General features: G+C 35.9%; 4 protein-coding genes, 1 tRNA gene and 2 rRNA genes. 4 read left to right on the top strand and 3 right to left on the bottom strand.

The features are described 5' to 3' along the window. Nucleotides 1-49: 49 nt before the first annotated feature. On the top strand, nt 50-4,303 hold the full coding sequence (rpoC, locus tag M9408_RS01150) for a DNA-directed RNA polymerase subunit beta' (protein ID WP_250257364.1): 4,254 nt from the start codon (nt 50-52) through the stop codon (nt 4,301-4,303). Nucleotides 4,304-4,796: 493 nt separating this feature from the next. Here rpoC and purH read toward each other — a convergent pair whose 3' ends face one another. After that, nucleotides 4,797-6,422, bottom strand: a complete 1,626-nt coding sequence (gene purH, locus M9408_RS01145) for a bifunctional phosphoribosylaminoimidazolecarboxamide formyltransferase/IMP cyclohydrolase (RefSeq protein WP_250257363.1) — start codon at nt 6,420-6,422, stop codon at nt 4,797-4,799. Nucleotides 6,423-6,855: 433 nt separating this feature from the next. Between purH and M9408_RS01140 the strand changes: the two genes are divergently transcribed. The 3 genes from M9408_RS01140 to M9408_RS01130 all read left to right on the top strand — a co-directional run bounded on the left by M9408_RS01140 (nt 6,856) and on the right by M9408_RS01130 (nt 11,811). Continuing rightward, a 16S ribosomal RNA gene (locus M9408_RS01140) occupies nt 6,856-8,426 on the top strand. A gap of 120 nt (nt 8,427-8,546) precedes the next feature. Further along, nucleotides 8,547-8,619: transfer RNA gene (locus tag M9408_RS01135), tRNA-Glu, on the top strand. 206 nt (nt 8,620-8,825) lie between these two features. Further along, a 23S ribosomal RNA gene (locus tag M9408_RS01130) occupies nt 8,826-11,811 on the top strand. Together the 16S and 23S rRNA genes with 1 tRNA gene alongside form the textbook arrangement of a ribosomal RNA operon. Before the next feature lie 51 nt (nt 11,812-11,862). Here the strand turns inward: M9408_RS01130 and pssA are convergent. Both pssA and M9408_RS01120 read right to left on the bottom strand, forming a co-directional pair. After that, the gene (gene pssA / locus M9408_RS01125) at nt 11,863-13,239 is read right to left on the bottom strand and encodes a CDP-diacylglycerol--serine O-phosphatidyltransferase (protein ID WP_250257361.1); all 1,377 of its coding nucleotides are present in this window, start codon (nt 13,237-13,239) and stop codon (nt 11,863-11,865) included. A gap of 497 nt (nt 13,240-13,736) precedes the next feature. Further along, nucleotides 13,737-14,066 carry a DMT family transporter gene (locus M9408_RS01120; protein ID WP_250257360.1) on the bottom strand — a complete coding sequence of 110 codons (330 nt, stop codon included), beginning with the start codon at nt 14,064-14,066 and terminating at the stop codon, nt 13,737-13,739. Nucleotides 14,067-14,394: the final 328 nt, after the last annotated feature.

Below are 14,394 nucleotides of genomic sequence, written 5' to 3'. Positions count from 1 at the left end.
CATATAATGTTCATACATTCAACAAATACAACTCTAATAAAGGCTCTCTGTGAAAGATTTGCTCAAATTTTTTAAGATACAACATACTCAAGTAGAAGAATTTAATGCAATTAAAATTGCGCTTGCTTCTCCAGATATGATTAGATCTTGGTCTTTTGGTGAAGTAAAAAAACCAGAAACTATTAATTACCGCACTTTTAAACCCGAACGAGACGGTTTATTTTGTGCACGAATTTTCGGTCCTATTAAAGACTATGAATGTCTATGTGGCAAGTATAAACGTCTAAAGCATCGTGGAGTAGTCTGTGAAAAATGCGGAGTAGAAGTGACACAAAGCAAAGTACGACGAGAACGTATGGGACACATCGAATTAGCTTCTCCTACTGCTCATATTTGGTTTCTAAAATCATTACCATCACGTATTGGTTTATTACTGGATATGCCGTTACGTGATATCGAACGTGTTCTATACTTTGAATCCTATGTGGTAATCGAAAATGGTATGACTAGCCTTGAATGTCATCAAATCTTAACTGAGGAAGAATATTTAGACGCATTAGAAGAATTTGGCGATGAATTCGAAGCGAAAATGGGAGCTGAAGCCATTCAAATTTTATTAAGAAATAAAAATTTAAAAACCGAATGCGAATTTCTACGAGAAATATTAGAAGACAGTAATTCTGAAACTAAACGTAAAAAAATAACAAAACGTATAAAATTAATTGAATCGTTTATATATTCCGAAAATAAACCTGAATGGATGATTCTAAATGTATTGCCAGTGCTTCCTCCAGATTTAAGGCCGCTAGTTCCATTAGATGGAGGGCGTTTTGCTACTTCCGATTTAAATGATTTATATCGTCGTGTTATTAACAGAAATAATAGATTAAAACGATTGTTAGACTTAGCCGCGCCAGAAATTATAGTACGTAATGAAAAAAGGATGCTGCAAGAAGCAGTAGATGCATTATTGGATAATGGACGTAGAGGTCGTGCAATTACCGGCTCCAATAAGCGTCCTTTGAAATCTTTAGCTGATATGATTAAGGGTAAACAAGGTAGATTTCGTCAAAATCTTTTAGGAAAGCGTGTTGATTATTCTGGTCGTTCAGTAATTACCGTTGGTCCTTATTTAAAATTACATCAATGTGGGTTACCAAAAAAAATGGCTTTAGAGTTATTTAAACCATTTATTTATGGGAAATTAGAATTGCAGGGTTTTGCTAGCACTATCAAAGCTGCTAAGAAAATGGTAGATAGAGAAGAAGCAGTAGTATGGGATATTCTTGACAATGTAATTCGAGAGCATCCAGTAATGTTAAATCGTGCTCCTACATTACATAGATTAGGTATTCAAGCTTTTGAACCAGTATTAATAGAAGGAAAGGCTATTCAATTACACCCATTAGTTTGTGCTGCATATAATGCTGATTTTGACGGAGATCAAATGGCAGTGCATGTTCCGTTGACACTAGAAGCTCAATTAGAAGCTAGAGCTTTAATGATGTCTACCAACAACATATTATCTCCTGCTAATGGAGAGCCTATTATTGTCCCATCTCAAGATGTAGTATTAGGTTTATACTATATGACACGCGAACGTGCAAATTCTAAAGGAGAAGGAATGATATTAACCGGGCCAAAAGAAGCAGAATACCTCTATCGTCTAGGTTTAGCTGAACTACATGCTCGCATTAAGATACGTATTACTGAATATGAATGTGGAAAAAATGGAGAATGGTTAAAAAAAACAAATATTGTTAACAGCACAATAGGACGTGCTATTTTTTGGATGATTATACCCAAAGGACTGCCATTTATATTGGTCAATCAAGTATTAGGAAAAAAAGCTATATCTACAATGTTAAATAGTTGCTATCGTTTACTAGGACTAAAAGCTACTGTTATATTAGCTGATCAAATTATGTATACTGGATTTGCATACGCTGCTCGTTCTGGAGCCTCTGTCGGTATTGATGATATGATTATTCCTTCAAAAAAAGCTGATATAATTGATGAAGCAGAATCTGAAGTAGCAGAAATACAAGAACAATTTCAGACCGGATTAGTTACAGCAGGTGAACGTTATAATAAAGTTATTGATATATGGGCTGCAGCTAATGAACGAGTGGCGCAAGCAATGATGGACAATTTAGCTACTGAAACTGTAAAAAATCGGAATGGACAAATAGAAATACAGGCATCGTTTAATAATATTTTTATGATGGCGGACTCTGGCGCGCGGGGATCAGCAGCGCAAATACGTCAACTTGCTGGTATGCGTGGTTTAATGGCAAAGCCAGATGGATCAATTATTGAAACTCCTATTACTGCAAATTTCCGAGAAGGACTAAATGTATTACAGTATTTTATTTCTACACATGGAGCCCGTAAAGGATTAGCTGATACCGCTTTAAAAACGGCTAACTCTGGCTATTTAACACGGCGTCTAGTAGATGTAGCTCAAGATTTAGTAATTACACAGGACGACTGTAATACATTTGCTGGTATCATAATGAGCCCCGTCATTGAAGGCGGCGACGTAAAAGAACCTCTACGAGAGCGTGTATTAGGCCGAGTTTTAGCAGAAGATATTTTAGAATCTAACGAAGATACTAGTAGAGTATTGATCAAACGTAATACTTTATTAAACGAATATTGGTGTGATATTTTAGATGAATATTCAATTGATACCGTTAAAGTACGGTCTGTTGTAACCTGTGATACTGACTTTGGTGTATGCGCAAAATGTTATGGCCGAGATTTGGCTAGAGGTCAACTTGTAAATAAAGGAGAAGCAATTGGCGTCATTGCAGCCCAATCTATAGGCGAACCAGGTACACAATTAACAATGCGTACCTTTCATATCGGTGGAGCTGCCTCTAGATCTGCTTCAGAATCAAGCATTCAAATCAAAAATAAAGGTACTGTTCACTTAAAAAATATTAAATCTGTAACAAATGGAGAAGGAAAATTAGTAATTACATCTCGTAATACCGAACTTAAAATTATTGATCAATTTTCTCGTACTAAAGAAAGCTATAAAGTACCTTATGGTGCTATAATAACAAAAAAAAATGGAGAAGAAGTAACACATGGAGAAATAGTAGCTTATTGGGATCCACATACTATGCCGGTAATTGCAGAAGTAAGTGGATTTATTCAATTTGTTGATATGGTAGATGGGCAAAGTATTATTAAACAAACTGATGAGTTAACAGGATTAACCTCTATTGTAGTATTGGATACTTCTGAACGTGTGAGCGGGGCTAAAGATTTAAGACCCACATTAAAAATAGTAGATGTTAATGGTTATGATATTTTTATTCCAGGCACAGATGTTCCAGTGCAATATTTTTTACCTGGTAGAAGTGTGATCCAGTTAATTAATGGATCAAGAATTATTTGTGGAGATACATTAGCAAGATTACCACATGAAAGCAGTGGTACTAAAGATATTACTGGTGGGTTACCACGCGTTGCAGACTTATTCGAAGCACGTCGTCCAAAAGAATCAGCAATTTTAGCGGAAATTAGTGGAACAATTTCTTTTGGAAAGGAAACAAAAGGAAAACGTCGCTTGATGATCTCCCCCATAAATGACAAGGAGGATATTTATGAAGAAATGATTCCAAAATGGCGTCATCTTAACGTTTTTGAAGGTGAATATGTAGATCGTGGAGATATTATTTCTGACGGACCAGAATCTCCACACGATATTCTACGATTACGTGGGGTACATTCAGTAACTCACTATATTGTCAATGAAGTACAAGATGTTTATCGTTTGCAAGGAGTAAAAATTAACGATAAACATATAGAGGTCATTGTGCGGCAAATGTTACGTAAAGCTACTGTTATTCGATCAGGAAATTCTGATTTATTAGTAGGTGAACAAGTGGAATATTCACGTATTAAAATTGCTAACCGTAAACTAGAGAATGAAGGAAAAGTAAAAATAAGTTTCATGCGTAATTTATTAGGAATAACCAAGGCATCGTTAGCTACAGAATCATTTATCTCTGCAGCATCTTTTCAAGAAACAACACGTGTATTAACTGAATCATCTGTAGCTGGAAAAAGGGATGAATTACGTGGTCTCAAAGAAAACGTTATTGTTGGAAGACTAATTCCAGCCGGAACTGGTTACTCTTACCATCAAGAACGTATGCATCACCGTCGTCATCTCAATAATAAGAATAAGAATGAGATAGACAAATCCAACACAACAACAAATATTTCTTCTCAAATTACAGCAGATGAAGCGTCAGCAAACCTAACTGAGTTGTTAAACGCTACATAAACCTTAAATTTAGTTATGATTAAAAAATGTTACTAATATATAATGATTATTATAGACTAAAAATAACAAGTTATACTAACAATTAATAATATACATCAAATATATAAAAATATATAATTTAACATATTTCAAACACTTGAACATAAATAACATAATTTTTTATGTTTTAAAATCACTCCTATAAGTCTATATTAAAGTAAGTATATAAAACTCTATATTTATAAATCCCTATAAAAATAAACAAATTAAATATAAACTATTCATGACATTAGTTGTCTAATCTAAGTAAATATTGCACATCAATTAATCAAAACTATTTAAATAATATTTCAATTTAACATTAAGACTTATTGCACCAACGATTCTTGAAATACCTTAATACAAATAAATACCACTACCAAATTTTACATATATTGTCTATAAGTAAACGCAAATTTTACAACTAGTATTTATATAAATAAAATAAATCCTATTAAACTCATATTTTGAAGAATCAATGCCTAAAATGACGAATACGTGTAAAAATCATCGAGATACCATATCTATCGGCAGTTTTAATAATTTCCCGATCTCGAATAGATCCTCCTGGTTGTATGATGCAATTAATACCTACTTCAGACGCAATACGTATAACATCAGGAAAAGGGAAAAAAGCATCAGAAGCCATCACTGATCCTTGAACATTCAACATGCCCTGTTCTTTGAAAGAAACAGCTATTTTTACCGCATGTACCCGATTCATTTGGCCACCACCAATTCCAGTTATTTGACAATTTTTACCGCAAACAATTGCATTAGATTTAACAAACTTAACTATCTTCCAACAAAACAATGCATCTTTTATTTCCTCATTTGTTGGCTGACGAATGGTAACTGTTTCTAAAGATTGTAACTCTGTCATGACATCATGATCCTGTACCAATAATCCTCCATTAATACGTCTAAAATCTATATCTGATTTTCTCAAAGTCCACACACCACATTCCAACACTCGCATATTTTTTTTACTAGATAAAATACTAAGACAATCTCGATCAATACTTGGAGCCACAATTGCTTCTACAAATTGTCGCTTAACGATAGTTTGAGCCGTATTTTTATCTAAAGATCTATTAAAGGCAATAATTCCTCCAAACGCAGAAATAGGATCTGATTGATGAGCTTTAACATATGCTGAGCTAATTGTATTAGAAGTAGCAACCCCACATGGATTAGTATGTTTAACAATTACACAAGTTGGTTCATCAAACATTTTTACACATTCCAAAGCCGTATCCATATCTAAAATATTATTATAAGATAATGGCTTTCCTTGTAATTGATGAGCAGTAGCAATAGATCCTATTTGTTTCTCGCATGTATCTATATAAAATGCTGCTCGTTGGTGCGGATTTTCTCCATAACACATATCTTGTTTTTTAATGAATTTAAGATTCATAAAAGTTAATTTTTTAGGAAAAGGATGAGATAATACATCATAATTGTCCTCATCAATCGTAGTAACACAACGATTATTTTCCAGCTGACAGTTAAAATAATCGGCAATTGCATTATCATATTCAGCAACATATTTAAATGCTTTTGCAGCTAAATGAAACCGGGTCTTTAAGCTGATCAGTCCATTGCGGTGATTAATTTCATCTAAAATTTTTTCATAATTATCACTATCGACCACAGTAGCTACATTTCTATAATTTTTTGCTGCCGCTCTTACCATACTTGGCCCACTAATATCAATATATTCTAACATTTCTTCTTCAGAACATATTTTATTTTTCTTTAACAAAGAATTAAACGAATAGAAATTAATCACTACCATATCAATTGATTGAATATTATATTGACGCATAACAGTATCGTCTAATCCTCGTCTTCCAAGAATTCCAGCGTATATCTTATAATGTAACGTTTTAATGCGTCCATCCATTATTTCAGGTAAATTAATATAATCAGAAATTTTAAATACTGGTAACCCAGCATCAGCTAATACTTGAGCCGTACCTCCAGTCGACAATAATTGAATGCCCCGTTCAATTAATGATTGAGCAAATTTTAAAATATTAGATTTATCAAACACACTAATTAACACACGACGAACGAACAATGATGATTGCGTCATAGTATCCTCACAACAACAAGTTAAACCACAATATTAATTGCAATTTTACAAATATTACACGCAATAACATAATTACAATAATATTATATATCATTTCCTAAAATGTTAAATTATTTAAATAATTTAACATAGTCATAAAAAATTAATTTAATACTTTAAATAATAACTATTAAATCATAGAAATAATATTAAATACTATTGACATTAACTAAAATCAATGCTAATGATGTATTTGTTTTGTTATTTTGAAAATAATATGAAGTATGAACAATCGGAAATATAGTTCTTTAACAATTGAATTCTAGATAATCTATGTGGGCACTTACGCGAATATGAAAGATAGTATAATACCATTTATAGAATATAAAGTTTGATTAATTGATAGTTATGCTAGAAATTAATCCGCTTGTTTATTATAAATGAAAACTGATTTAAATTGAAGAGTTTGATCATGGCTCAGATTGAACGCTGACGGTAAGCTTAACACATGCAAGTCGAGCGGCAGCAGGGACAGCGATTTTTTTGTTGTCCTGATTGGCGAGCGGCAAACGGGTGAGTAAAATCTGGGGATCTGCCCGGTAGAGGGGGATAACTATTGGAAACGATAGCTAATACCGCATGAAGTCATAAAGACCAAAATAGGGGACTTTGCATTTTGTTCGCAAAAAACAAAGCCTTATGCTATCGGATGAACCCAGATAGGATTAGCTAGTAGGCGGGGTAATAGCCCACCTAGGCCACGATCCTTAGCTGGTCTGAGAGGACGATCAGCCACACTGGAACTGAGACACGGTCCAGACTCTTACGGGAGGCAGCAGTGGGGAATATTGCACAATGGGGGAAACCCTGATGCAGCTATACCGTGTGTGTGAAGAAGGCCTTCGGGTTGTAAAGCACTTTCAATGGGGAAGAATTTAACTTTGATAATACCAATTTTAATTGACGTTACCCATACAAGAAGCACCGGCTAACTCCGTGCCAGCAGCCGCGGTAATACGGAGGGTGCAAGCGTTAATCGGAATTACTGGGCGTAAAGCGTACGTAGGTGGTTTATCAAGTCAGATGTGAAATCCCTGAGCTCAACTTAGGAACTGCATTTGAAACTGGTAAGCTAGAGTTTCGTAGAGGGGGGTAGAATTCCAGGTGTAGCGGTGAAATGCGTAGAGATCTGGAGGAATACCGGTGGCGAAGGCGACCCCCTAGACGAAAACTGACACTCAGGTACGAAAGCATGGGGAGCAAACAGGATTAGATACCCTGGTAGTCCATGCCGTAAACGATGTCGATTTGAAGGTTGCAGACTTGATCTGTGGCTTTCGAAGCTAACGCATTAAATCGACCGCCTGGGGAGTACGACCGCAAGGTTAAAACTCAAATGAATTGACGGGGGCCCGCACAAGCGGTGGAGCATGTGGTTTAATTCGATGCAACACGAAGAACCTTACCTACTCTTGACATCCAAAGAATCGCATAGAAATATGAGAGTGCCTTCGGGAACTTTGAGACAGGTGCTGCATGGCTGTCGTCAGCTCGTGTTGTGAAATGTTGGGTTAAGTCCCGCAACGAGCGCAACCCTTATCCTTTGTTGCCAACGAGTAAAGTCGGGAACTCAAAGGAGACTGCCGGTGATAAACCGGAGGAAGGTGAGGATGACGTCAAGTCATCATGGCCCTTATGAGTAGGGCTACAAACGTGCTACAATGGCGTATACAAAGAGAAGCAATCTCGTAAGAGCAAGCAAACCTCATAAAGTACGTCTTAGTCCGGATTGGAGTCTGCAACTCGACTCCATGAAGTCGGAATCGCTAGTAATCGTGGATCAGAATGTCACGGTGAATACGTTCCCGGGCCTTGTACACACCGCCCGTCACACCATGGAAGTGGGTTGCAAAAGAAGTAAGTAGTTTAACCTTCGGGAGGACGCTTACCACTTTGTGATTCATGACTGGGGTGAAGTCGTAACAAGGTAACCGTAGGGGAACCTGCGGTTGGATCACCTCCTTACTTATCAAAAGTAATATAAGCGAAGTGTCCACATAAATTATTTAATGTTTTTAGATATGACTAAAAACATAGATAAATACCAAATTTTGATTTATTAATTGCAACTAGAACCCCCACAGGGTCCCCTTCGTCTAGAGGTCTAGGACACTGCCCTTTCACGGCGGCAACAGGGGTTCAAAGCCCCTAGGGGACAGTTTAAAATATTCACAAATAAATTTGGTATTTTATAGTTCTTTAACAATTAGGATAAAACTTAAATCTTAAACTTTTAAATATGTTAAAAATGAATAAAATATTATATTTAGGATTATTAATATCCACACATATTGAGATAAATGTGTTTATATAAAAATAAAATATAATTCATCTAAATTAAATTAGAGGTCTGAGGATTGCGAAGTTAAGTAATTTAAGCGTACACGGCGAATGCCTTGGCAGTCAAAGGCGATGAAGGACGTGCTGATCTGCGAAAAGCATCGGTAAGCTGATGTGAAGCGTTTGAACCGGTGATTTCCGAATGGGGAAACCTAATGCAAGCTAAATTGTGCATTATCATTTAGTAAATTCATAGCTAAATGAAGCAAACCAGAGGAACTGAAACATCTTAGTACTCTGAGGAACAGAAATCAATTTGAGATTCCCTTAGTAGCGGCGAGCGAACAGGGAACAGCCCAGAGTTACTTAGTACTACTGATATATTAAGAGAATAATTTGGAAAAATTAGCAATATAGAGTGATAGCCTCGTATCTGAAAATATGTTAGTTATTATAACTCAATGAGTAGGACGAAACACGTGATATTTTGTCTGAAGATGGGGGGACCATCCTCCAAGGCTAAATACTCTTGACTGACCGATAGTGAACCAGTACCGTGAGGGAAAGGCGAAAAGAACCCCGGCTAGGGGAGTGAAATAGAACCTGAAACCGTGTACGTACAAGCAGTAGGAGCATGAATTATTACTTATTTGTGTGACTGCGTACCTTTTGTATAATGGGTCAGCGACTTATATTCTGTAGCAAGGTTAACTAAATAAGGGAGCCATAGGGAAACCGAGTCTTAACTGGGCGTTAAGTTGCAGGATATAGACCCGAAACCCGGTGATCTAACCATGAACAGGTTGAAAATTAGGTAACACTGATTGAAGGACCGAACCGACTAATGTTGAAAAATTAGCGGATGATTTGTGGTTAGGGGTGAAAGGCCAATCAAACCGGGAGATAGCTGGTTCTCCCCGAAAGCTATTTAGGTAGCGCCTCGTAAATTCATCTTTGGGGGTAGAGCACTGTTTCGACTAGGGGTCTTCCCAGACTACCAACTCGATGCAAACTACGAATACCAAAGAATGCTATTACGGGAGACACACGGCGGGTGCTAACATTCGTCGTGGAGAGGGAAACAACCCAGATCGCCAGCTAAGGTCCCTAAATCATGATTAAGTGGGAAACGATGTGAGAAGGCTTAGACAGCCAGGATGTTGGCTTAGAAGCAGCCATCATTTAAAGAAAGCGTAATAGCTCACTGGTCGAGTCGGCTTGCGCGGAAGATTTAACGGGGCTAAATCATGTACCGAAGCTGCGGCAATATATATTTTATAGTTTAATATTTTGTGTTCAAAATTATATCAAACATAAAGTTTTATTGGGTAGGGGAGCGTTCTGTAAGCCTGAGAAGGTATGTTGTAAAACATGCTGGAGGTATCAGAAGTGCGAATGCTGACATAAGTAACGATAAAGCGGGTGAAAAACCCGCTCGCCGAAAAACTAAGGGTTCCTGTCCAACGTTAATCGGGGCAGGGTAAGTCGACCCCTAAGGCGAGGCCAACAGGCGTAGCTGATGGGAAACAGGTTAATATTCCTGTACTAGATTTAACTGCGATGGGGTGACGAAGAAAGCTAGGTTCTCCGAGGATCGGTAGTCTCGGTTTAAACGTGTAAGCGGAAAGATTAAGGAAAATCCATTCTTTCTAACGCTGAGGCGCTATGACGAGCCATCAAGATGGCGAAGGAATTAATGCTATACTTCCAAGAAAATCCTCTAAGCTTCAGGTTATATCTAATCGTACCATAAACCGACACAGGTGGTTAGGTAGAGAATACTCAGGCGCTTGAGAGAACTCGGGTGAAGGAACTAGGCAAAATAGTGCCGTAACTTCGGGAGAAGGCACACTGGAACGTAAGTGAAAGAACAATAAATATATTGCTTCTGAAGCTGAACCCAGTCGAAGATACCAGCTGGCTGCAACTGTTTATTAAAAACACAGCACTGTGCAAACACGAAAGTGGAAGTATACGGTGTGACGCCTGCCCGGTGCCGGAAGGTTAATTGAAAGGGTTATCTTTGTTTGTAATAAAGAAAAGCTCTTGATCGAAGCCTCGGTAAACGGCGGCCGTAACTATAACGGTCCTAAGGTAGCGAAATTCCTTGTCGGGTAAGTTCCGACCTGCACGAATGGCGTAATGATGGCCAGACTGTCTCCACCCGAGACTCAGTGAAATTGAATTCGCCGTGAAGATGCGGCGTACCCGCGGCAAGACGGAAAGACCCCGTGAACCTTTACTATAGCTTGATACTGAATATTAAATTTTGATGTGTAGGATAGGTGGGAGGCAACGAAGTAAAAGCGCTAGCTTTTATGGAGCCATCCTTGAAATACCACCCTTTAACATTTGATATTCTAACTTAGGTCCGTTATCCGGATCAAGGACAGTGTCTGGTGGGTAGTTTGACTGGGGCGGTCTCCTCCCAAAGAGTAACGGAGGAGCACAAAGGTTAGCTAATCACGGTTGGACATCGTGAGGTTAGTGCAAAGGCATAAGCTAGCTTAACTGCGAGAGTGACGATTCGAGCAGATGCGAAAGCAGGTCTTAGTGATCCGGTGGTTCTGAATGGAAAGGCCATCGCTCAACGGATAAAAGGTACTCCGGGGATAACAGGCTAATACCGCCCAAGAGTTCATATCGACGGCGGTGTTTGGCACCTCGATGTCGGCTCATCACATCCTGGGGCTGCAGTAGGTCCCAAGGGTATGGCTGTTCGCCATTTAAAGTGGTACGCGAGCTGGGTTTAGAACGTCGTGAGACAGTTCGGTCCCTATCTGCCGTGGGCGTTGGAAGATTGAGAGGGGCTGCTCCTAGTACGAGAGGACCGGAGTGGACGCACCGCTGGTGTTCGGGTTGTCATGCCAATGGCATTGCCCGGTAGCTACGTGCGGAAAAGATAACCGCTGAAAGCATATAAGTGGGAAACTTGCCTCAAGATGAGTCTTCCCTGAGGATAAAAGTCCTCCTGAAGGGACGTTAAAGACGATGACGTTGATAGGTCGGGTGTATAAGCACTGCAAAGTGTTAAGCTAACCGATACTAATGACCCGTGAGAACTTAACTTCGCAATACCTGAGACTTCTGTGTTCTAATCCCATATTGAAAAGTAACGTGCTTATAAAATACGATTAATTAACCGATCAAACCTAAATTTACGAATTTTATGAAGAAACTGTCCTACTTTCACTGGATAATTAGATATATGTTGTAACGACGTATAATGAATAATTGGACTAGTGTGCATACGAATAGTATTCAGTTCTTTATTATTTTGGTTCAACAACATTTTACATGGATCATGTATAAGTAAAGCGTTCTCCAAATCAAACCTCAAAGATCTAGGATTTAAATTATTTCCGGTAAGCAACTGCCACTCGTCATCCACCCAAATACCTTTAACATGATACCCATTATTACCTTCTTTCCACATCCGCACTGTTAATTGTTTATTATCAACATAATTTTGCAATTTCTTCAAAAAATAACGCAAATTTAGTTCATATAAATACGGTAAAACACTAATTAATGTAAATGGTTTATTAGAAGGAATATAAAAATCATTAGCAATTTTATCTCCTACAATAATTTCTATATTCCTTCCTTTGTGTAACAAATAAATTAAAGCATTTATTAATACATTTGGCATATTAAAATATGGAGTGCATAATATAATTTTATTCTTTGACGAACAAATTAAATGATAAATTGCTTGATTAAGTTCACTATTTTTACCCAAACCAACCAACGGAGCTATTGCCAATTCATTAAATGTCGCATTACCCTGATAACAATAACAAACTCTTCGCAAATTACGACGTAACAAACGAACATCATTTTTCCTATACTTATTTAATTTGCTTAAAGAACTTTCACACCCTAATTTATTACTGACCCTCGAAGACAATAATTCTTTATCAATATAATCCAACATAATATTTGACAATTGACGATTCCGTATTATATGGTACCGATCGTATCGATACTTAGTATTTATATGTAAATACTCATCACTCAAACTAGCTCCGCTATATAATATTTGATCATCAATAATAAATCCCTTCAAATGAAAAACCCCTAATGCCTCATTTATGTTAATTGGTATTCCATATATTGCAATCTCAGTATTAGGATACTTATTTACAAGATCTGTATACCAGTCAATATTTGTATATTCTTTAGATGAACCAATACGACCTCTCCTAGCACGATGCCAATCCACTAAAATTATAATCTTAATTTTCGGACGAATTTTCTTTACTCGAAATAAGGCATCAATAATCTTTTTACCTCCTTGATCACCTTCTAAATAAAGTGTTACTAAACAAATATGATTACATGCTCTAGAAATAGCGTATAGCAATTCATTGCTAAATTCTTTAGGACTATACAAAATTCTAAAATAATCCAACCTCTGAACAATTTTAGGTAAGCCTACAAGAAATTTTTTATGATCATCAAACTTATTTAAAATATTAAATTTCATTTTTACCATATATTAATTTACATCGTCAATTACGTTCAAGAATTAGTCATTATAGTTTACGATAAAATACCCATATTAATTATGATAAACCCAACAAACAAATTCATACTATACGTACACATAAATTTTCCACAACATTCTAATCCCTTTAAAACAAAAAATTTTAGAACAATTAAAACTATAAAAAAATTATATTACACCTAATCATTATTAATGTATCATAGCAATACGTATACGATCTACAGACATCAACATAACAATCTAATTAAAATATCAAACTCTAAAATAACATTTCCACAAATAAAATGATTAAAAATTTCAATAAATTACAAAAAATGTAAACAAAACTTACCTGCCTAAAATAAACAAAACACACTTTAATACCAATAAAAATTACCTCAAACACAAACAAAATAATTTTAAATTATACAAAATATATAGATAAAAATATAATTTTTACAATAAATTTTATAAAGGTGAGCTATAAAACATTAATTACACGCAGATTAATGTTTTATAGCTCTGGAAAATACATTAATTAATACAACACCAATAATAATAAAAGTAATACCAATAATAGCTAGACTATCTAATTTTTGATCATAGAACAAATATCCTACTATAGTGATAAATATAATTCCAAGACCAGCCCAACAAGAATATGCAATACCCATTGGTATTGTTTGTAATACTAAAGATAACAATATAAAAGAAAGTAAATAACCAACCACTACCACAATAGAAGGATACAATTTACTAAATCCTTCAGATGCTTTTAAAGAAGCAGTAGCAACAACTTCTGAAAGAATAGCAACAAATAAATATAAATAATCCATATAATTTTTTCTTAAAAATTTCTTAATTTAGTTTTCAAACAATAGATATTCTTGTTATTAAATAATTAAATTTTAAACAAGAAAACAAACATTATCTTGTTAGATAAAATTTTTGAATGGTACAATAAGAAAGCGACTGTATACATTTACTAAATAAGTAGGTGTAGAAAACAACTCTGAAATTTTTATTATATCAACCTTACCCAAACTAATCTTAATGTAGCACACAAATCCAACTGATTATCTTTCATAATCAAAACAGTAACACATCTACTTATATAAAATTCCCTTTTAAATAATTGATTATTTAATTGGATTTACTCACATT

The organism is Candidatus Blochmannia vicinus (assembly GCF_023586525.1).
In the GTDB taxonomy this organism is placed as follows: domain Bacteria; phylum Pseudomonadota; class Gammaproteobacteria; order Enterobacterales; family Enterobacteriaceae; genus Blochmanniella; species Blochmanniella vicinus.
This window is presented reverse-complemented; position numbering and strand designations above follow the sequence as displayed.

Excerpts from the sequence above, each read along its gene's own strand:
- purH (WP_250257363.1), bottom strand. The coding sequence starts at position 6,422 with ATGACGCAATCATCATTGTTCGTTCGTCGTGTGTTAATTAGTGTGTTT.
- pssA (WP_250257361.1), bottom strand. The coding sequence starts at position 13,239 with ATGGTAAAAATGAAATTTAATATTTTAAATAAGTTTGATGATCATAAA.
- M9408_RS01120 (WP_250257360.1), bottom strand. The coding sequence starts at position 14,066 with ATGGATTATTTATATTTATTTGTTGCTATTCTTTCAGAAGTTGTTGCT.